General features: G+C 57.6%; 20 protein-coding genes and 1 pseudogene. 9 read left to right on the top strand and 12 right to left on the bottom strand.

Annotated features, from left to right (window positions below):
• From H096_RS27435 to H096_RS27445, 3 genes are read right to left on the bottom strand one after another with little or no spacing between them, the layout of a single operon-like run.
• Complete coding sequence (locus tag H096_RS27435; RefSeq protein ID WP_033902460.1) at positions 1–327, bottom strand: DUF3325 domain-containing protein; 327 nt, start codon at positions 325–327, stop codon at positions 1–3.
• The gene (locus H096_RS27440) at positions 328–1,890 is read right to left on the bottom strand and encodes a PepSY-associated TM helix domain-containing protein (RefSeq protein ID WP_033902461.1); all 1,563 of its coding nucleotides are present in this window, start codon (positions 1,888–1,890) and stop codon (positions 328–330) included.
• On the bottom strand, positions 1,887–2,189 hold the full coding sequence (locus H096_RS27445) for a DUF3649 domain-containing protein (protein WP_033902462.1): 303 nt from the start codon (positions 2,187–2,189) through the stop codon (positions 1,887–1,889). The genes H096_RS27440 and H096_RS27445 overlap by 4 nt, the downstream gene beginning before the upstream one ends.
• Before the next feature lie 170 nt (positions 2,190–2,359).
• On the opposite strand from H096_RS27445, the gene H096_RS27450 reads away from it, so the two are divergent.
• The 3 genes from H096_RS27450 (at position 2,360) to fecA (ending at position 6,214) form a co-directional block, all read left to right on the top strand.
• Positions 2,360–2,848 carry a sigma-70 family RNA polymerase sigma factor gene (locus H096_RS27450; RefSeq protein WP_033902504.1) on the top strand — a complete coding sequence of 163 codons (489 nt, stop codon included), beginning with the start codon at positions 2,360–2,362 and terminating at the stop codon, positions 2,846–2,848.
• Positions 2,845–3,786 carry a FecR domain-containing protein gene (locus H096_RS27455; RefSeq protein WP_033902463.1) on the top strand — a complete coding sequence of 314 codons (942 nt, stop codon included), beginning with the start codon at positions 2,845–2,847 and terminating at the stop codon, positions 3,784–3,786. The genes H096_RS27450 and H096_RS27455 overlap by 4 nt, the downstream gene beginning before the upstream one ends.
• A 91-nt stretch (positions 3,787–3,877) precedes the next feature.
• The gene (gene fecA / locus H096_RS27460; protein WP_033902464.1) at positions 3,878–6,214 is read left to right on the top strand and encodes a TonB-dependent Fe(3+) dicitrate receptor FecA; all 2,337 of its coding nucleotides are present in this window, start codon (positions 3,878–3,880) and stop codon (positions 6,212–6,214) included.
• Between the two features lie 64 nt (positions 6,215–6,278).
• On the opposite strand, the gene H096_RS27465 is transcribed toward fecA, so the two are convergent.
• Positions 6,279–6,689 carry an HPF/RaiA family ribosome-associated protein gene (locus H096_RS27465; RefSeq protein ID WP_016978251.1) on the bottom strand — a complete coding sequence of 137 codons (411 nt, stop codon included), beginning with the start codon at positions 6,687–6,689 and terminating at the stop codon, positions 6,279–6,281.
• Between the two features lie 212 nt (positions 6,690–6,901).
• Positions 6,902–7,849, bottom strand: a complete 948-nt coding sequence (locus H096_RS27470; protein WP_033902465.1) for a LysR substrate-binding domain-containing protein — start codon at positions 7,847–7,849, stop codon at positions 6,902–6,904.
• 137 nt (positions 7,850–7,986) lie between these two features.
• Between H096_RS27470 and H096_RS27475 the strand changes: the two genes are divergently transcribed.
• The 3 genes from H096_RS27475 to H096_RS27485 all read left to right on the top strand — a co-directional run bounded on the left by H096_RS27475 (position 7,987) and on the right by H096_RS27485 (position 11,248).
• Positions 7,987–9,363, top strand: a complete 1,377-nt coding sequence (locus H096_RS27475) for an L-serine ammonia-lyase (protein ID WP_033902466.1) — start codon at positions 7,987–7,989, stop codon at positions 9,361–9,363.
• 62 nt (positions 9,364–9,425) lie between these two features.
• A complete protein-coding gene (locus H096_RS27480; protein ID WP_033902467.1) occupies positions 9,426–10,715 on the top strand; it encodes a serine/threonine transporter in 1,290 nt (429 codons plus the stop codon).
• 218 nt (positions 10,716–10,933) lie between these two features.
• A complete protein-coding gene (locus H096_RS27485; RefSeq protein WP_016978247.1) occupies positions 10,934–11,248 on the top strand; it encodes a DUF3509 domain-containing protein in 315 nt (104 codons plus the stop codon).
• On the opposite strand, the pseudogene H096_RS27490 reads toward H096_RS27485, so the two are convergent.
• A pseudogene (locus H096_RS27490) lies at positions 11,245–11,496 on the bottom strand (phosphate-starvation-inducible PsiE family protein); the annotation flags it as partial. The gene H096_RS27485 and the pseudogene H096_RS27490 sit on opposite strands and share 4 nt — an antisense overlap.
• A 116-nt stretch (positions 11,497–11,612) precedes the next feature.
• Here H096_RS27490 and H096_RS27495 point away from each other — a divergent pair.
• A complete protein-coding gene (locus tag H096_RS27495; protein ID WP_033902468.1) occupies positions 11,613–13,220 on the top strand; it encodes an AAA family ATPase in 1,608 nt (535 codons plus the stop codon).
• A gap of 253 nt (positions 13,221–13,473) precedes the next feature.
• On the opposite strand, the gene H096_RS27500 is transcribed toward H096_RS27495, so the two are convergent.
• From H096_RS27500 to H096_RS27515, 5 genes are all read right to left on the bottom strand, one after another.
• Positions 13,474–13,923 carry a phosphate-starvation-inducible PsiE family protein gene (locus H096_RS27500; RefSeq protein WP_033902506.1) on the bottom strand — a complete coding sequence of 150 codons (450 nt, stop codon included), beginning with the start codon at positions 13,921–13,923 and terminating at the stop codon, positions 13,474–13,476.
• A 60-nt stretch (positions 13,924–13,983) separates the two neighbouring features.
• The gene (locus H096_RS27505) at positions 13,984–14,307 is read right to left on the bottom strand and encodes a phosphate-starvation-inducible PsiE family protein (RefSeq protein ID WP_033902469.1); all 324 of its coding nucleotides are present in this window, start codon (positions 14,305–14,307) and stop codon (positions 13,984–13,986) included.
• A 168-nt stretch (positions 14,308–14,475) separates the two neighbouring features.
• Positions 14,476–14,745, bottom strand: a complete 270-nt coding sequence (locus tag H096_RS33680) for a type II toxin-antitoxin system RelE/ParE family toxin (RefSeq protein WP_082461904.1) — start codon at positions 14,743–14,745, stop codon at positions 14,476–14,478.
• Positions 14,735–14,923 carry a hypothetical protein gene (locus tag H096_RS27510; RefSeq protein ID WP_033902470.1) on the bottom strand — a complete coding sequence of 63 codons (189 nt, stop codon included), beginning with the start codon at positions 14,921–14,923 and terminating at the stop codon, positions 14,735–14,737. The genes H096_RS33680 and H096_RS27510 overlap by 11 nt, the downstream gene beginning before the upstream one ends.
• A 153-nt stretch (positions 14,924–15,076) precedes the next feature.
• Complete coding sequence (locus tag H096_RS27515; RefSeq protein WP_033902471.1) at positions 15,077–15,322, bottom strand: DUF6124 family protein; 246 nt, start codon at positions 15,320–15,322, stop codon at positions 15,077–15,079.
• Positions 15,323–15,769: 447 nt separating this feature from the next.
• Between H096_RS27515 and H096_RS27520 the strand changes: the two genes are divergently transcribed.
• Positions 15,770–16,030: a YebG family protein gene (locus tag H096_RS27520; protein WP_016978245.1), complete on the top strand. Its 261-nt coding sequence runs from the start codon at positions 15,770–15,772 to the stop codon at positions 16,028–16,030.
• An 89-nt stretch (positions 16,031–16,119) separates the two neighbouring features.
• Here the strand turns inward: H096_RS27520 and H096_RS27525 are convergent, their stop codons facing one another.
• Positions 16,120–16,833, bottom strand: coding sequence for a dienelactone hydrolase family protein (locus H096_RS27525; protein ID WP_033902472.1), 714 nt, complete (start codon positions 16,831–16,833; stop codon positions 16,120–16,122).
• Positions 16,834–17,079: 246 nt separating this feature from the next.
• Between H096_RS27525 and H096_RS27530 the strand changes: the two genes are divergently transcribed.
• A complete protein-coding gene (locus H096_RS27530; protein WP_033902473.1) occupies positions 17,080–18,387 on the top strand; it encodes an acetamidase/formamidase family protein in 1,308 nt (435 codons plus the stop codon).
• The last annotated feature ends 1 nt before the right edge of the window (position 18,388 follow it).

The following is an 18,388-nucleotide window of genomic DNA, read 5'->3' on the forward strand; positions in this document are numbered from 1 at the left end:
TCAGAGGGCGGCGAAGGCTGCAACAGGGCTGGCGAGCAGGCCGACACCCGCCAGGATCAAGGCCAGCCTTGGCCGGTACGGCAACAACAGCACCAGCAGCAATGCGCTGAGCATCAGCACGGCGCACCACTCCACCAGGCCCCGGCCCCAACCGGCGACATCCACTGCCGGCCAGATCGACACCACCAGCAACAACCAACCGATCACCCGCAAGCCCAGGCGCCGACCGGGCGAGGGTTTGCTGTGCAACAACTCGCCGTGGTGACGGTCAGTGGACAGGCACAGTGCAGTGAACCCGGCATAGCACATCAGCAGCGCGAGCAGCATTCAGTTCGCCTCCTGCTTCAGCGCCAGTGGGCGTGCGCGCGCTGGTTTAGGCGCAGGCTGCATCTTCCAGGCGGCCCAGCCGAGGAAGACGCCACTGGCAAGGCAGGTCAAGTCGAAGCCAGCCATAGCCCAGTCGCCGGTTGCCAGCGAAACGCCCAGGTGGTGCGATGTCGTCAGTGCATTGAGCAGCGGGATCGCGATAAACAGCAACGCGCCGAAGCTCAGTTGCTCGACCCAGCCCTGGCGACCGCGACGCAGCATGGCGTGCAACAGGCTCAGGGCCCAGGCGATAAAGAAGGTTTGCACTTCCCAATCGGAACGCTCGGCAAAGCTCACCGGCAACAAACGGTTAGCCCAGAAAAACGCCGCAATGGCGATCATCAACCCGGACATGCTGGCGATGTTCAACACTTCCACCAAGCGCAACTCAAACGGCATGACCGCAGCCTTGGCATGTTTGAGCTGACGCTTGCCAAGCCAGATCACCAGGCCGGTACCAATCATCGCCGTGCCCGCCAGGCCACAGATAAAGTACAACCAGCGCAACACCGGCCCAGCGAAGTGGCCCATGTGCAGGCCATAGAAAGTACCGCCGATGGCAGAAGGCAGCGACTGCCCACCACTGACCCGCACCAGCTCGCCGGTCGTGCCATTAAAAGAAACGGTGCTGCCGAAATCATGCACCACGCTGTCGGAACCCGCGCGGAACACATTGACCGAGGCGTTCACATCGCTGGGGTTATTCACGGCGACGCGCCCCACATGGCCACCGGCCCATTGCGCCCGCGCTTGCTCGTACATCGGCATCAGCGGCAGCAATGTGCCTGGCTGGCCCGTTGCCGGCGCGTTGTTGGTATTCGGGAACACTTCGCTGAAAAACGCTCGGGTGTCTCCGCCATAGGAAGCCAGGATCGGGGCCGGCATCACCATGCTCATGAAGATCACCAGGCTGCTGTAGGTGATCATCAGATGAAACGGCAACACCAGCACGCCGACCGCGTTGTGCCCGTCGAGCCAGGAGCGCTGGCCCTTGCGGGGGCGGAAGGTGAAGAAGTCCTTGAAGATTTTCTTGTGGGTGATGATGCCGGTGATCAAGGCGATGAACATCACCATCGCAGCGATAGTCGACAGCCAGCGGCCCCAGGGATGGGGCATTTGCAGTTGGAAGTGGAAACGATAGAAGAAATCGCCGCCCATGCTTTCACGGGCTTGCACGGCCTGGCCGGTGACGGGGTCGAGGGTTTTCTGGATGAAGTTGCCGCGTTTGCCGGGGTCGACCTTGTCTTGCCACATCACCGACAGGCCGGGGTCACGGCTGTCCGGCAGGGTGATAAACCAGCGTGCGGCGGTCGGCGCGACTTGCTGCAGATAGTTCTGGGCGACCGTCAGGCTGCGCGCGTCGTCCAAGGGGCGGGCCTGCACTTCAGGCTGCATCCAATGGCTGATCTCATCCTTGAAATACGCCAAGGTGCCCGTCAGGAAAATTGCAAACAGCAGCCAGCCAAAGATCAGCCCCGCCCACGTGTGCAGCCAGGCCATGGCCTGGCGAAAGCCCTCTTTCATGTGCGTGCCATCCAGAAGCCCACACCCGCCAGGGTGGCAAATACCGCGCTTGGCAGCATCACGCCAAACCAGGCGCGCGCGGCGCTGCGGCAAGCGAAACACCAGAGCACGGCCAGCAGGTAGAACACGAAAGAACTCATCATCCCAGTGATCACTGCGTCAGCGCGAGAAGTGGGTATCCACAGCGCCAGGCAGATACTGGCCAGGGAAGCCATCAGATAGCCGCCCACCACGGCAGCCAGCACGCGCGAGGTAACGGCGAGGCGATAGGAGACAGGCAGCGAGGTTTTGCTTTTCATGCGGGAGGCGCCAGGTTCATCAGGCCGCAATATTAATGATAAATATTCTCATAAGCAAAACAGAACGGATGAAAGACCTGCCCTGACGGATTGCCGAAGCCCGCCGCGAACCCTACAATGCGAACAATTCTTGTTCTCTAAAGCATGGCGATGCTTGTGGAGTGTTCGCGTTGAGCCCGTCCAATACCGTCGAAGTGTTGTACAACGACCATCACCACTGGCTCACCGGCTGGTTGCGACGCAAGCTCGGCTGCCCGGAAAGCGCTGCCGACCTGGCCCAGGACACCTTCATCCGCGTGCTCACCGCGCGGGAAACACCCACGCTGGTCGAGCCCCGCGCGTTCCTCACCACAGTCGCCAAGCGTGTGCTGTTCAACTTCTACCGCCGCCAGGACCTGGAGCGCGCCTACCTCGACGCCTTGGCGCAGATGCCCGAGCACGTGGCACCGTCGGAAGAAGAACGCGCAATCATCCTGCAAACCCTGGTGGAGTTGGACCAACTGCTCGATGGCCTGCCCGTCCAGGTCAAACGTGCGTTCCTGCTGGCCCAACTCGATGGCCTGACCTACGCGCAAATCGGCGCGGAACTGGGCATTTCCATCGCCACCGTCAAACGCCACCTGAGCAAAGCGGCTATGCGCTGCTACTTCGCCCTATGAACTTCTCCACCCAAGTCGCCGAACAAGCCGTGCACTGGCTGATGGAAATGCAGCAAGGCGCGCTCAACCCACGCCAGCAAGCCGCCTGGCAACAGTGGTTGAATGCCCACAGCGAACACCAGCGTGCCTGGGACCACATGCAGCGCGTTAACCAGCGCCTGCGCGGCATGCCGTCGCCCCTGGCCCATGCGGCGTTGAATGCGCCAACCTCCACCAGCCGTCGTCAGGCGCTGAAATTGCTGTTGATCCTCGGCGCCGGTTCCGCTGCCGCCTGGAGCCTTCGCCAACAGCATATTTTGCCGCCGCTAACCGCCGACTATCGCAGCCCCGTTGGCCAGCGACGCAAGGTGCAATTGGCCGATGGCAGCCAGTTACAGCTCAACACCGGCACCGCGGTGGATGTGCATTTCGATGGCCAGCAACGGCTGATCCGCCTGCTTGAAGGCGAGATCCTGCTGACCGGTATTGCAGGCAGCACACCATTGCAGGTGCTGACCGGCCAGGGCCTGCTCACCAGCCAGGCGGCGCGCATGAACGTGCGACAATTCAACGATCACACGCAATTGGCCGTGCTCGACGGCCGCGTCGACGTCATGCCCAATACCTACACCGGCCTGCCGCTGAGCGTCCAGGCCGCGCACCAGGTCAACTTCACCCGCAAAGGCTGGGACACCCCGCGCCCCACCGACGCCAACAGCGGCGCTTGGGCCGACGGCATGCTGGTTGCTGCCCACATGCGCCTGGAAGATTTCCTCGGCGAACTCGGCCGTTATCGCCGTGGCCAGGTCAATTGCGACCCACAGGTAGCCAACCTGCTGATCTCCGGCAGCTACCCGCTGGATGACAGCGAGCGCATTCTCGACCTGCTGGAAGTGAGCCTACCGGTGAAGGTACGGCGCTTTACCCGCTACTGGGTGACCGTGCAGGCACGCGCCTGAAATTAATTCAAAAAACAGTGAGCCGTTTTCCACCCCTCGCGTGACAGAGAAGGAAAGCCACCTTGATCCTTCCTTCTCAGGACCGCTCTTCATGCCCCAGCAACCGACGCTTCTTGCCCGCACCGTGCGCCAACTCCTACTCGGCGCCAGCCTCAGTCTGACTGTGCTGCCCCCGGTGATGGCGGCCGACGCCAAGCCCTATCACATCGCCCCGACGTCGCTGGAAGCAGCACTGAACCAGTTTGGCCGCGAAGCCGGCGTGTTGATTTCCTTCGGCTCCGAAGTCACGGCGGGTATGCAGAGCCGTGGTTTGTCCGGCAACTACGGCGCTGCGGACGGCCTGCAAAAATTGCTGGAAGGCACCGGCCTGCAAGCCCGTGCCGAAGGCGACAATGCCTACAGCCTGCAACCGACCACGGCACCGGCCAGCATTGAGTTGGGCACCTCCAGCGTGGTCGGCGACTGGCTGGGCGACGCAGCGCAGACCAATGTGTTCGAACACCCCGGCGCCCGCGATGTGATCCGCCGTGAAGAATTCGAACGCCAGGGCGCCACCCAGGCCAAGGACGTGCTCAACCGCATTCCCGGCGTCAACGCCCCGGACAACAACGGCACCGGCAGCCACGACATGGCACTGAACTTCGGCATTCGTGGCCTCAACCCACGCCTGGCGTCGCGCTCCACGGTGCTGATGGATGGCATTCCGGTGCCGTTCGCGCCCTACGGCCAGCCGCAGCTTTCCTTTGCGCCGATCAGCATGGGCAACATGGACGCGGTCGACGTAGTGCGCGGCGGCGGTGCGGTGCGCTACGGCCCGCAGAACGTCGGCGGCGTGGTCAACTTCGTGACCCGCGCGATCCCGGATGCACCGACGGTCAAAGGCGGCTTGCAGACCGAAACCAGCCCTTCCTCCAGCCACGACGGCTTCAAGACCACCGGCAACCTGCTGGCCGGCGGCACGGCTGATAACGGCCTGGGCGGGGCGATTCTGTACTCCGGCACCCGTGGCGGCGACTGGCGCGAAAACAGCAATACGCGTATCGACGACCTGATCCTCAAGGGCAAATATCAACTGGATGACGCCAACAGCTTCAACGCCATGGCGCAATACTACGAAGGCCAGGCCGATATGCCGGGGGGCTTGAACGTCGCGGACTACAAGGCGGATCCCTACCAGTCCACCCGCCCCTACGACAAATTCTGGGGCCGCCGTACGATGTTCAACGTCGGCTATCGCTATGAGCAGGACCGCCGCGAGTTCACCGTGAACAGCTTCTTCACCAAGACCTTGCGCAGCGGTTACCTGGACCAGGGCACGTTCCTTTCGCTGTCCCCGCGTGAATACTGGGTGCGTGGCATCGAGACCCGCTTCGCCCAAGGCTTTGACCTGGGCCCGACCAGCCACGAAGTCGGCGTCGGCTACCGCTACATCAACGAGGCCGGCCACGAACTGCGTTACCGCACGCCGATTGCCGCCAACCAGCAGATCCCCACCACCGACAGCCGCAACGACCGCGACACCCGTGACGGCACCGAAGCCAATGCGTTCTTCATCGATGACCGGATCGATATCGGCAAGTGGACCATCACGCCGGGCGTGCGCTACGAGATGATCGAGTCCCAGCAGACCAACAACCTGACCAACGTCAAATACAAAGGCGACTACAACACCGCGCTGCCGGCACTGAACGTGCTGTACCACCTCAGCGACAGCTGGAACCTCTACGCCAACACCGAAGGTTCGTTCGGCAGCGTGCAGTACAGCCAGATGCCGAACCGCGTGACCAGCGGCGAAGTGAAACCGGAAAAAGCCCGTACCTGGGAACTCGGTACCCGCTACGACGACGGCACCTTGCGTGCGGAAATCGGCGCATTCCTGATCAACTTCGACAACCAGTACGAAAGCAACCAGACCAACGACTCGGTGATTGCCCGTGGCGAAACCCGCCACCAGGGTATCGAGACCAGCGTCAACTACGCGCTCGACGGTTTGAGCCCGGCGCTGGCTGGCTTTGATGTGTACGCCACTTACGCCTACGTCGACGCGACCATCCGCGAAGACGGCCCGAACAAAGGCAACCGCGTGCCCTTCTCGTCCAAGCACAAAGGCACCCTTGGCGTGGGCTACACCGAAGGCCGCTGGAAGCTCAACCTGGACAGCAGCTACCAAAGCAGCCAGTTCGCCGACAACGCCAACACCGAGAAGGAAACCGCCAACGGCGCCAACGGACGCATACCTGGCTACATGTTGTTCAGTAGCCGCGCGGCCTATGACTTCGGCCCGCAACTGTCGGATTTGAATGTGGCAGTGGGTGTGAAAAACATCTTCAACACCCAGTATTTCACCCGCTCGTTCGACGATAACAACAAGGGTAAATACGTGGGCGAACCCCGCACGGTCTACGTACAGACCTCCATTGCGTTCTAACGCCACTCAAACGAAAACGGGCCTGCAAATGCAGGCCCGTTTTTAGTGGCGCGTGAGAAAGCTATCAGCCGTTGAACACGGCGCGTTCTTTTTCCAGAAACTCCTGCTCAAGCTCATCTTCGTTGACTTTGGTGGTCGGCTGGTTTTTCCCGGCAGCGCGTGGCTTGCCTTGCAGTTTGCCGAACAGATGTTCCAACGCATGGTCCAGCTTGGTCGCCGCACCGTCGATCGCCTGTTCCAGGGTATCGGCTTTGTGCAGCACGGACAGCGGTTGATGGCCTTTTGGCCGCGCTTCCAGGCGGCAACTTAAATCGTGGGGACCGGGCTTGTCGCCGTTCTCATCCCGCAGGTAGACCTCCACTCGGGTCAGGTCTTCTTCGTAACGTTCGAGCGTGCTCTCAATGGTAGTACGTACCCACTCCTCCAGTCGGATGCTGCTTTCAATATGGTTATCGCTATTGACTTGGATTTGCATAGTTCTTCCCTTATTTCAGCTAGCTCGCGAGAGGTCACAACTGCAACACCGGGTCGGTGAAACCATGACCTCTTGATTACACAATTGAGCAGTCAGCAGAACAATTCAACCCCTTTGCAAAGATAAATCCCACATTACAAATTAAGTCTGACTACGAGCAAAAACGCTGTTAGGGTGGGGAGTTAGTTACATCTTCTTACGGCCCGCCAACCTCACAATTGCCCCTCTCCCAACGGGTGCAATCCGCGGAAAATCCCTGCTTCTTCAACCAACCAATCGTGCACCGCGCGTACGCCCGGATGGCTCAGTGCGCCTGGTGCATACAGCAACACGTAACGTTTGTGGTTAGGCACGGCCAGGCCGAAGGGCACGATCAAGGTGCCGCGGTCCAACTCATCGTTGAGCAAGGTGCGCCGCGCAATGGCCACGCCCATGCCGGCGATGGCGGCTTCGATGGTCAGGTGGTTGCGGTTGAAGGTGTGGCCACGGCGCACGTCGGCGTGGTGATAGCCGATAGCATTCAGATAAAACTCCCATTCGGCGTACTCATAACTCCCACGCCAGGCGGTGATGTCGTGGAGCAGTGGGAAATGCACGAGGTCGGCGGGACCATGCAGCGGTGGCCGGCCGCGCAGAAGGCTCGGGGCACAGACCGGGAAAATCTGTTCGTCCAGCAGGGCTGTGGATAACAGGCCAGGGTAGCTGCCGTCGTTCAAGTCAATGGCCAGGTCGAAGTCACCCTCATGCAGGGCGATGCTGCTGTCTTCGGCGACCATGCGCAATTGGATATCCGGAAAGCGCTGCTGCAAGCGCGGTAACCGAGGGGTCAGCCACTTGCCGAGAAACGATGGGATCGAGCGCAGGCGCAGGGTGCCGCTGATCATCCCCGCGTCCAGGCGCTGCAACTCCGCGTCGATGCTGCCGTAGGCCTCCCCTACCGTTGTCGCCAGTCGCTGCCCTTCGGCACTCAGCTCCACCCCACGCGCGCGCCGATGAAACAAGCGGAAACCCAATCGCTCCTCCAACTGACGGATCTGCTGGCTCACCGCGCCCGGCGTGATGTGCAGTTCCTCGGCGCAGCGGGTGAACGACAAATGCCGCGCAGCACAGGAAAACACGTGCAACCAGACGTAAGTCTGGCCATGAAGGGGCCGGGGCATAGCGTTTAGTCCTGCTAAAGGGTGTCTTAGGATAATTCGTTGGTCAGTGCCGTTCCAGAGGCTCAGTATCGCGCCAATTCCGCTCGCTCTACAAAACATGGCAGCGATTTCTACTCCATTGCTTGTAAGGCTTTAGCATGGCTATCAGTGTTTTCGATCTATTCAAAGTGGGCATCGGCCCTTCCAGCTCTCACACCGTCGGCCCGATGCGGGCGGCGGCGACCTTTGCCCAAGCCCTGATCGATCAACAGCTGCTGAACGACACCCGCCGTGTAGAAGTGCGCCTATATGGCTCGCTGTCCGCCACCGGCGTCGGCCACGCCACCGACCGCGCCTGCGTAATGGGCCTGATGGGCGAATGGCCGGACCGGGTCGACCCCACCTCGATCAACGCACGCATCCAGCAACTGCGCGAATCCGGCCGACTGCTTCTTGCAGGTCAGCACGACATTGACTTCAACTGGAAGCACGACCTCCTACTGCTGGACGAAAGCCTGCCCTACCACCCCAACGCCATGTCCCTACACGCCTACGGCGAAACCGGCCTGCTGAGCGAGCAGACCTATTACTCGGTGGGCGGCGGTTTCATCATCGAAGCGGCGGAAGCGGCCTCGGGCATTGCGCCGACCAGCGATGTGCAATTGCCCTACGACTTTTCCAGCGCCGTGGAACTGCTGGCTTTGTGCAACAAGCACGGCCTGCGGGTTTCCGAGCTGATGATGGCCAACGAACGCGCGTGGCGCAGCGACGCCGACATCCGCAGTGGCCTGTTGCACATCTGGTCGGTGATGCGCGAATGCGTGGAACAAGGCTTGCGCGATGAAGGCATCTTGCCGGGCGGTCTGGACGTACCGCGCCGCGCGGCAAAATTGCACCGCAGCCTGCTGGAAATCGGTAAACCGAATGTCATCACCTCGACCCTGTCGGCCATGGAGTGGGTCAACCTGTTCGCCCTCGCCGTCAACGAAGAAAACGCAGCCGGTGGGCGCATGGTCACCGCACCGACCAATGGCGCGGCCGGGATCATCCCGGCGGTGCTGCATTACTACATGAAGTTCAACGCCGACGCGTCTGACGACGATGTGGTCAATTTCTTCCTGGCCGCTGCGGCAGTCGGCATCCTCTGCAAGAAAAACGCCTCGATTTCCGGCGCCGAAGTCGGCTGCCAGGGTGAGGTGGGTTCGGCCTGCGCCATGGCTGCAGCAGGGCTTGCCGATATTTTGGGCGCTACTCCAGAGCAACTGGAAAACGCCGCCGAAATCGGCCTGGAACACAACCTCGGCCTCACCTGCGACCCGGTCGGCGGCCTGGTACAGGTGCCGTGCATCGAGCGCAATGCCATCGCCGCGGTCAAGGCGATCAACGCCACGCAAATGGCCCTGCGCGGTGACGGCAAACACTTTATTTCCCTCGACCGGGTGATCCGCACCATGCGTGATACCGGCGCCGATATGCATGACAAATACAAAGAAACTTCACGGGGCGGCCTGGCGGTCAGCTGGGTGGAGTGCTGATCGGAGCACTGCTACCCGCCCCTTACGTGAGCCCGCGCAAAAATAATAACGAGGCAATACCGATGACCGATGTACGTACACCTGCTGCTGAAAATCCTGCTGCTACAGCAACAACCGTGACCACCGGCTGGACCCAACACGACACCACCTGGATGCTGGGCCTCTACGGCACCGCCATCGGCGCCGGCACGTTGTTCCTGCCGATCAATGCCGGCGTCGGCGGCTTCTGGCCGTTGATCGTGCTGGCCCTGCTGGCCTTCCCGATGACCTTCTTCGCCCACCGTGGGCTGACGCGTTTTGTGCTGTCAGGCAAATCCGGTGACATCACCGAAGTGGTCGAAGAACACTTCGGTGTCGGTGCGGGCAAGCTGATCACCCTGCTGTATTTCTTTGCCATCTTCCCGATCCTGCTGGTGTACAGCGTGGCGCTGACCAACACCCTGAGCAGCTTCATGGAACACCAACTGCACATGGCCCCGCCCCCTCGGGCGATCCTGTCGCTGGTGCTGATTCTTGGCCTGATGGCTATCGTACGATGCGGCCAGGGCGTGATCGTCAAGGCCATGAGCGTGCTGGTGTACCCGTTCGTCGCCGCCCTGCTGTTGCTGGCGTTCAGCCTGATCCCCAACTGGAACGGCGCCTTCTTTGCCTCCGCGGGTGATGGCATGCCCCTGCCGCTGTTCTTCAAGACCCTGTGGCTGGCGATTCCGGTGATGGTGTTTTCCTTCAACCATTCGCCGATCATCTCTGCCTTCGCCGTCGACCAGAAACGCGTGTACGGCGCCCAGGCCGAGCGCAAAAGCAGCGGCATCCTGGCCACGGCCCACGGCATGATGGTGCTGACCGTGATGTTCTTCTGCTTCAGTTGCGTACTGGCACTGTCGCCGGCCGACCTGGCGGCAGCCAAGGCGCAGAACATCTCGATCCTGTCCTACCTGGCCAACCACTTCCAGACGCCAGTGATCGCCTACGCCGCGCCGTTGATTGCGCTGGTAGCTATCACCAAATCCTTCCTCGGCCACTACATCGGCGCCAGCGAAGGTTTTCAGGGCCTGATCGTCAAATCCCTGCGCGGGCGCAATCGCTCGATGTCGGCCAAATGGCTGGAACGCTGCACCGCACTGTTCATGGTGCTGACCTGCTGGGCCGTGGCTACCTTCAACCCGAGCATCCTGGGCATGATCGAAACCATGGGCGGGCCGATCATCGCCTGCCTGCTGTTCCTGATGCCGATGTACGCCATTCGTCGCGTGCCATCTCTGCGCCAGTATTCGGGCCAGGTGTCGAATGTGTTTGTAGTGGTGATTGGGTTGATTGCGCTGTCTGCGATCGTTTTCTCGGTACTGCCCTGAAATAGATCACCCAACAAAAAGGCGAACCTCGGTTCGCCTTTTTCATGTCCCGCAATAACGGCTCGGCGCCTTATGCGGCACGGCCTTTGCTGTAGAGCTGTAGAGGGAAACGGACCTTGTGAAAACCTCAGCGACGGAGTGGCCGATGGTCAGGAGACGCGAACTAATCCCGACACCGGTCGTCAATGACTGCATGTTCTTATCAGGCGGTACGCACCATGGACAATCCTTTTCAGATCATCACCGACACCTTCACCCCTGAATACCGCGTCAACTTGAGCATCCAACGCCTGGACGGCAGCATCATGCTGACCCTCTCCAACGAACAAGGCGTGGTGGCCAAGCGCATGATCAGCGCCGAACAGCGCAATGATCCCAAGCGGCTGAAACGCCTGGTGCAAAGCATTCAATTCGGTATCGCCATCGAACAGGGTCACAGCGCCATGGAGATCCTGGCGGTGATGACGGATGGCGATCACAAAGTCCTTCATCGACCGCCGACCCGCGCCCTGCCGTTCAGCGTCGGGCTTTAAAGCTCGCCCTTCTCGGTTTCCAGGCTCGCCTCGCCCTTGCGACGCGGGCCTTCGACCTTCACCGAAGGGAAGGCCGACGAGGCGTAGCGCACCACCAGAATCGCGAACGCCAACAGCAGAATCCCACCGCACAGGTAGATGATTCCCACGTCCGGCGGATTGTGGTGCGACACGTTGGAGATCAGCAGTCGCGTCAGCGCGGTGATCGCCACGTAGATCAGGAAGCGTACCGGCATGTGGTTGGTCTTGACGACAGCTGCGCCCTTTTTACAATTCACCTAGATAGCCCCATAGCAGCCTATCGCCGCCGATGCTCACATGTTAGCTTTTCACTTTCATGCATCCTGAATGGACTCAATAAAGAATGAGAATCAAAAAGTTACGCTTATTCAATGGGTATAAACGCTTTCATGACCTTACTATCGATTTAGGCGAAACGCCCTCCCGCATTATTGCTCTTGTCGGCCCTAACGGCAGCGGGAAAAGTAGTGTTTTGGACGGAATACTTTTTCACCACAACGCTCATGGTGCTTTGGGCAATAAGGGAGGCAAAGATCATTTATACCACTCAATGCGATCCGATCCGTCGTTTAACTTTGAAAGTGTATCACTGACCTTTGATACGGGTGCTTATTACCCACTCAGAACAAGCCGAGCAGGCAAAGAAAACACAATATTTTCTTTTAGAAGTCCCTATCGTTACAACAGCAGCTTAAACGTCAAAGACATCAGAGCAGTTACAGAAATATATCTAAATAACTATGGAGCAATCACTTCTTCAGATTTAGACGATAAAATGGAAGAAAACTACCGAAGGCTTAATGTAAAATTTACAAATTACATGCATAGTAAGGACTGCAAACCTAGCGAAGCAAAAGCCAAGATAATAAACGACTTAAACGACTCAATTAGAAACTGCCTTACCTTAGAGATCGACAATATTGGCAACATTGAAAGCGGCCAAGGAACGCTTTTTTTCAGAAAACCCGACCACCCTACAGTTTTTTCATTCAATGTGCTTTCTTCAGGAGAGAAAGAAGTTGTTGACATATTGCTTGATCTATACCTACGAAAAGACGAATACAACAATACAATTTTTATGTTTGACGAACCAGAGTTACACATAAATAGCTCCATCCAAAGAAACCTTCTAATCGAAATAAATAAATTAATTGGTGAAAACTGCCAAATCTGGCTTACTACACATAGCATCGGTTTTATAAGAGCTTTGCAAGATGAGCTGAAAGAACAATGCCAAATAATTTACTTTGACGAACAGTACAACTTAGCATCAGAGACAAAAACTCTAACGCCTGCTCCAAAAAACCCAGCAATGTGGCGAAAAATTTTTGGGGTAGCGCTAGACGACCTGACTCATCTACTTAGCCCAAAGCGGATCGTGTATTGCGAGGGGCGTGATAGCCCTGGGGTGGGAGGTCGAGAGCGTGGATTGGATGCTCAAGCCTACAACACTATCTTTAATGAGCGGTACCCAGAAACTCTATTTGTTTCCAGTGGCGGAAATACTGAGTTAGACCAGCGGAGTGACATAGCAATAGCGATATTATCTAAAGCGCTACCCAGCTTGGAAATATTGGTATTGAAGGATCGAGACTCCGGCTCCGGAAGATGCGTATCCCTTCAAGAAAGAGAGCAGTATCTCAACAATAATCTTGAGCACCATCGCATGCTTAACCGCTGGGAGATTGAAAACTATCTCTTCAGCAAAGATGCATTAATGAGCTATTGCGCACACAACAACCTTATTTTCGACGAGCCCGCATACGACTCAGCCGTACACAATATCGACGATCAAAGCGTAAAAGAATTATCAAGTCACATCCGAAACTTCTGTAATATAAAAACCAACATCAACCCTGAAAAATTCAAATTAAATATCGCAGAGCACCTGCCAAAGGATTCAGACACATACAGAGAACTTGAAGCTTCTATATTCTTTAAAAAGCAGTGAACACTTAGCGCTAGCGCGGTGCATTTACACGGGCCGTGCTTCGCCAATCTATCGGCAGCCTTAAATAATGCCAACTACAGACTAAAAACATTATCTCCCTACACATCTACTAACTTTTTTAAAAGATCTTTTGACCAAAAAATTATCAGCTCAGCAGCTAAGGATGGCCCATGGCGCTTTAAAAGATCCATGAAACTGGTTTAATGCTTGCGTTTTACTACCCTTCAAAACCACCATCATCGTCATGGATAGCTTAGTCTGTCCTTTCTTTAACTGATGGGTATTTTGAAGATGAATACCTAACCACCAAAATCGAAATCGACAGCAGCAACACACCACCACACACGTAAAGAATCCCGGTATCCGGCGCATTATGATGAGAAACATCACTTATCAACAATCGAATCAATGCGGTTACGCCGATATACAACAAAAATCTCAGGGGCATGTGATTAGTTTTAAAATAAATACCCGCCATCGCTAATAATTCCAGATAGATAAATAGTAGCAAAATATCATCAACCGTTATTTTGGGCTGTTGAAGCATTCCAAGAAATGTCGATATTCCAGCCCATACGGTTATTAGTCCAATGGCGAAAAGCGCGAGATAATGAAACGTTTCCACGAATAAATTACCAATCGAATCAGCACCGCCATGCAGCTTTCGACGTAGGTTTTCAGCCCATTTCACTTCTTGCGTCATCATACCCACCACTGTTCAGAATTGAGCGAATCATTAACCACACAGCTACTCAGGAGTAGGTCATGCATACCATGCACGAGGATCGAAGGAGCTTGCATCGTTTTCGGCACCCTCAACAAAATTGTTAGTAACGTAGACCTTCGTCTTGAAGTAAATGCCGACCATCGCACCCAGCTCCAAGTAGAGGAGCAGCAGCAAGATGTCATCGATCTTGATGTGCCCGTTCTCCAACATCCCCAGAAACTCCATCACCGCCGCCCAGGCCGTCACCGCACCAATGGCGAACAGCGCCAAGTAGTGGAACGACTCGACGAACAGGTTACCCAGGGATTCGGCCAGCCCGTGGACTTGCTGACGCAGCCTTTCGGCCCAGTTGATTTTCACGATGATGCTTCCTTAGGTCGACTCGACCGGATAATGCGGGTTGGACGTGACGGTTGTTCTGCATGCAGAAAAAAGGCCAGGGGCAGGTATAAGATGATGGCGGGGTGACATGAGGCACGTGTAAGGATGAGCAGAGTAGATACTTTGCTCATCCGAAGGACGGATCGATCAGGGATATCGCTGGCGTGCGTGTAAAACAGAGAGAACCCGAATGTTGTCTGTCACTTTGTATACGACCAGATAATTCGGATGTACCACCATCTCGCGCGTACCAAGGATTCTGCCAGGACGGTAAAGGTGGGGTCTGCGGGAGAGAGCCAGAACTGAAGCTTCGATTGAGCGCTTTAGCTCAAGAGCTGCGACAGGATTGCGATGACTGAGGTACTCAATAATTTGCCGAAGTTCCACCCGCGCTGCGGGCACCCACTCAATCAGCATCGCCTTTCTTGAGTTTGGACTCGATCAGCGCTTGCATCTCGGCCATCACCTCGTCGTGAGGAATACCGGGGCTGGTGTCATCAAGAGCGGCTTGTACCTTGGCCCGAAACCAGCGGTCGTAGCTATCAGCCTGCTCTTCGGTATCTGCGTGGATACCAGAGGAAAAGGAAGTGTCCATCAAAGCCTCCGTTGTCGATGAAGAAGAAGTCTAGTCGCTCGGGTTTTCGCTGTCGTGCTTTGAGCGATGAAGTGAGTAACAGGAAAAATCGAAGCCATCTGGACTATGTTTTGACCGCTCCCGCAACCGCGGGAGCGATCAGAGGGCGAGGCATCAAACTGGTGCGACTTTCTCTAGCGCGCGGTCGACTAACAGGCAGCCCATCTCAACCAATTGGTGAATGGCTAACACTAAACTCCGCTGCGGACCGTCAAGGTCGAATGCCAGCGCGTTGGCTATTTCACGGGCACTGCTTAGGGTTTCGCTGGCGTTGGCCAGCAAGGTTTCTGTGTCAGCTTCAGGTGTAACGCAAAATAGCGTCGAATCGGTAGACGGAGGGTTGGGAGTGATTTTCTTCATTGGTCTAGTTCCTTAGTAAGGAAACCATCACCGTCTGCCGCCAAGCAGGTTGGGTGACGGATTGCACAAGGTTGGCGGACCGGTAAGGAACGACCCGGCACCCCGAGGGGTCCATGCGCAACCCGCCATGACACAAGAATGCAAATGCAAAATCGTCTGCAATCTCATAGGGGGTTGTTGCGCTTCCTTGTTGGGCCGCCAAGCCCACTCGCTGCAAATGCAGCGCCCGAGGAAGGTAAGCCACTGGACAATTCCAGCGCAACCCCGGCAAGTTGTCAGAAATTTCCGTTGTAGCAAACCCCCATTTCCCAACTACATTAAAAAACTGCTACCCAAACCCCCGTGGTTTGGCTTACTCTTTTAGCTGTATATAAATACAGTTATCGCAACACCCGAACACAAGGGCTACTCCCCTTCACTACTGCACCCTGATGACGAGGCCAAAAAATGGCTGTTGAAACCCTGTATCGCAGTACCCGCGACTTGGAGACTACATTCGTGGATCGCAAACTTGCCGACGCACACGACCAGATGCTTGAACTGGCAGAGTCTCTGATGGATGTCCTGTTGAAAAACGTGGAAGGCTTGACTGAAAAGCAGGCAGAAGACGCCGGTATTTTCATGGCCAAGAACCGCGCCGCCTTTGCAGCAGCATTCAAGAACAACGCCAGCGCCCTGGCCGAGATCGGGCAGCCGGAGGCGGAGTAAGGGGAACGGCCCGCCGCCGTTGATTCAGGGTGAACCAACGGGTTCAGGCAGACCGGCGGCTCAAGGTTTTACCGAAGGCTGTTTGCGCCTTAGGCCTGCCACAAGGTTTTACCGAAGAAGGTCAACGTGCGGTCCCACGCCAGTTGCGACCAAGCGGCGTCGTATTGCGTGTCGGGGATACGGCCATGGCCGATCGCCGTTTCGTTGGCAAAGGCATGGCGCGCCAGGTAGCGATAAAACGTAGCGTCAACACCGGCCGCGTGCAGCGTTGACTCCAGCTCCGCAACGGTTTCGATGTTGAAAAAAGCATCCTGCGTGCCCCAATGGCCAATCAGCGGTGCTTTGATTTTTGCTGCATCCAGGTATTCAAGCGGTGGGAAGCCATACCAGACCACACCCGCCGCCAGCTCCGGAATGGCATTGAGCGCCAACAGCGTCAACGCCCCGCCCATGCAGTAGCCGGTCACGCCCACTTTTTTCGAGTCGGCCTGCAGGTAACGCACTGCGCCTGTGATGTCCTGGGACACCGCATCGCCAAAATCCAGGCTGTCCATCAGGTGATGGGCTTCTTCCTCTTCCACGGTCGAGGCGCCGCGATAAAGGTCCGGCACCAGCACCCGGTAACCGCATTCGGCCAGGCGGATGGCCACGCCCTTGATCTGCTCGTTAAGCCCCCACCACTCTTGAATCAATACGATGGCCGGCGCCCCTTCCAGCTCAGCCGGGCTGGCCAGGTAGCCGTTGACCTCGGCACCGTCTGGGCGCTTGAACGTTACGGAATGCGCTGTTGCTTGATTGGACATGAAGACTCTCCGCGGCAAGTAGGAAAACGATAGCGGGCAAGTACCGAAAAACGCCCGCCCTCAGAACCCTATCAGGATTTTCAAGCTGAAAAACCTTCCTCTTCCCTCGTTATGTACCACTGTGTATTAGCGCACCCGCGCGACATATTCGGGATACAAAACACCGGTCTACTGGGCCTGCCTGAACCTTCACTGATCAATACACCGTGACCGAAGGTTCAATCACATAGGACCCGGAGAATAAAAATGCACGAATCAAAACCGGTTGATCGCCTGATCGTCAACACCTATACCAACGGCCTCATCGGCCCCAGCCAGAAGATGCTCGGCCCACTCGCCAATGGCGGCACCCTCATCACCGGTACGCCACCGGGGTGTTGGGGCCCGATGATCACGCCCGCGTTTGAGGGCGGGCATGAGGTGACTCAACCCGTATTCATCGCCGGCGCCGAAGTCGGTGACGCCGTGGCCCTGAAGATCAAACGCATGCGCGTGACGTCCCTGGCCACTTCGTCAGGCGTCATGCGCTTTGTTGAGGGGCGCTATCACGGCGATCCCTTTGTCGCCAAGTTCTGCTCCAACTGTGGGCAAGAACATCCCGCCAGCCATGTCGAGGGGATCGGCGCCGACGCCATTCGTTGCAACGCTTGCGGGGCGGAGGTCAGCGCGTTTCGGTTCAGCCATGGCTACGTCATCGTGTTCGATGCCGAGCATCAGGTGAGCCTGACCGTGAACCAGGCGGTAGCCGACCGCCTCGCCGGCCAGGCACCGGATATGGCGGCGTTGCCGGAGATGTCCGCGCAACACTCGATTCTCTCCCTGGCCCGCGCCGATATCCCCGGCCTTGCCGCGCACATGCGGCCTTTCCTGGGCAATATCGGCACCACGCCTTCACGGGATCTGCCGGATTCCCACAACTGCGCCGACTTCGGCCAGTATCTGGTCGGCGCGCCCCACCGCTACGGCATGACCCATGACCAATTGCATGCGGCGAAAACCGACGGGCATATGGACACCAACTCCGTACGCGAAGGTTGCGTGCTGATTTGCCCGGTGAGAGTTCCCGGCGCCGGGGTGTACATGGGCGATATGCACGCCCAGCAAGGCAATGGCGAAATTGCCGGGCATGCCACAGACGTATCGGGTGAAACCGAACTGACCGCCCATGTGATCAAGGGGTTGGCCCTCGACGGCCCGATCCTGCTGCAAAACCTTGATGACTTGCCGCCCATGGCTCGACCGATGACCGCCGAGCAACGGCTGCACGTCAAGGCATTGGGCGAGCGCTGGGGGCAGTTCGAGATCGAAGACAACGGGCCCATTACCTTTATCGGCAGCGGCGCCGACCTCAACCTGGCGACGGAAAACGGCCTGGAGCGCGCGGCGGCGGTCACGGGCCTGTCGATGGACGAGGTGCGCAACCGCGCAACGCTTAACGGCTCGATTGAAATCAGTCGGCTGCCAGGGACCGTTCGCGTCACGATTCTGTGCCCAATGCACATTCTGGATCGCATGGGGGTCGGCTCACTGGTACGTGAGAAGTATCAACTCTGAT

Source organism: Pseudomonas sp. FH1, assembly GCF_000510895.2.
Classification (GTDB): Bacteria; Pseudomonadota; Gammaproteobacteria; order Pseudomonadales; family Pseudomonadaceae; genus Aquipseudomonas; species Aquipseudomonas azotoformans_A.